We start from the raw sequence: 1,771 nt of genomic DNA on the forward strand, positions 1-1,771 counted from the left end.
CCCACCTGCGCGTAGAACCAGAACAGCCGCGAGCGCAGCGAGGACGGGACCGGGTAGGACGAGGCGACCGAGCGCATCCACATGCCGCCGAGACAGGTGGCCTGGAGCTCCAGTTTCCTGCTCAGCGCCAGCTTGCCGCTCTGGCTGGAGGAGTTGACGGTGCCCTGCCACCAGGAGTCCATCACGCCGGTGATGTTCTGGACGTGGTGGCCGTACTCGTGGGCCATCATGCTGATGATGCCGCCGTGCCAGGAGATGATCTGGCCGTAGCCGCGGGCGTTGCCGTTGCCCCTGGACATCGCCGAGGTGGAGGCGTAGATCGTGTTGTTGCGCGGGCAGTAGTACGGCACCATGCTCCCGGCCGAGGGATAGTCGCCGCACGCGCCCCGTCCGCGCCCGGCCGCGACGGCGTAGTTCGGCGGGCTGAACGCGATGCCCTGCCGCTGCAGGATCGGCCCCCATGCCTTGTCCATGCACCGGCCGGTCTTCAGGATCAGCGCCTTGAGCTGGCTGTGGCTGAAGATGTTGGTGTTCCCGGCCCGGCAGTTCACCCGGGGCAGGCTGCCCGCCCGGTAGAGGGTGTTGTTCTTCAGGCTGGTGTTGAGCGTGACCTGCTTGGGCGGCGTCACCGTCTCCTGGGTCGGCTGCTCGGTGGGCTGCTGCGACGGCTGCTGGGTCGGTTCCTGGGTCTGTTCCTGGGTGGGCTCCTGCGACGAGGTGTCGTGCGTCGGCTCGTGGCTGGGGAAGGGCTCGTCGCTGTGCGACGGCTCGTACGACGGGAGCGCGACCGGCGTGGTCGTGTCCGGGTGTGAGGACGACTTCAGCATCGCCGCCCCGATGACGATCAGCACGAACAGCGCCGCCAGCGACCCGAACACCGCCCCGAGGACGCCGGCGACCCCCATGCCGGACTTCTTCCTCGGCTGCTGCGGCCACTGCCTCGTGGGCATGGGCGGCATGGGCGGCGGCGGGGGCGGCGGCGGCTGGTACTGCTGCCCGTACTGCGGCGGCGGATACTGCGGGCCGCGCGGCGGATGGCCCTGCGGCGGATAGCCCTGCGGCGGCTGCGGGGGCCCCTGAGGGGGGCCCTGCGGGGGCGGCGGCTGCGGCGGATAGCCCTGCGGCTGGGGGTGCTGCGGCGGATAGGGATGATGGCCGGGCGGCGGGCCCTGGGGCGGGGTCGGCGGCGCCTGCGGGTAGGGCTGACCGCCCTGCGGCTGCGGCTGCCGGTAGCCCGGCGGCGGCCAGGGCCGCGAAGGGGGCCGCAGGGGCTGCCCGGGCCCTTGTGGCGGAGGTGGATATTGCCCGTTTGCTGTCACCGTGTCTCCCCGTTAACCCGCTTGTCTGCAATGCACGGCTTTGCGGCAGACCCCAAAGGATCTTTGCCAAATTTGGGGCAAAAGCATACTGATTTATCACCCGTCACGGATGTAGCGGTACTCGGTCACGCTCCGAAATCAATCGAGGTGATCTCCGCTATCTACCGGTCCCGGAGCAGGGCGGTGTCCTAGCTTCGTTGGCATGAATCTCCAGCAGCTCCGCTATGTGGTCGCGACTGCGGAGCACCGCACCATGACCGACGCGGCCAGGTCGCTCTACATCGCGCAGCCTGCGCTGTCCCGCGCGATCCGCGATCTTGAGCGAGAGCTCGGCATGACGCTCTTCGCCCGCTCCGGCCGCGGCGTGGTGGTCACCGCCCAGGGCCGCCGCGTGGTCAAGCTGGCGAGGGAGGCGCTCGACGCCGTGCACGAGATCGAGGGCCTGGCCAACC

2 protein-coding genes are annotated in these 1,771 nt (G+C 69.9%); one reads left to right on the top strand and one right to left on the bottom strand.

The genetic code is table 11. The features are described from left to right. Positions 1–1,319: neutral zinc metallopeptidase (locus ACWCSD_RS52285; protein WP_449927327.1), on the bottom strand; the 1,319-nt coding region annotated here is incomplete at its 3' end. Positions 1,320–1,521: 202 nt separating this feature from the next. Here ACWCSD_RS52285 and ACWCSD_RS52290 point away from each other — a divergent pair. Continuing rightward, positions 1,522–1,771, top strand: a 250-nt coding sequence (locus ACWCSD_RS52290) for a LysR family transcriptional regulator (RefSeq protein WP_449927330.1), incomplete at its 3' end; no start/stop codon positions are given.

Source organism: Nonomuraea sp. NPDC001684 (genome assembly GCF_053596515.1).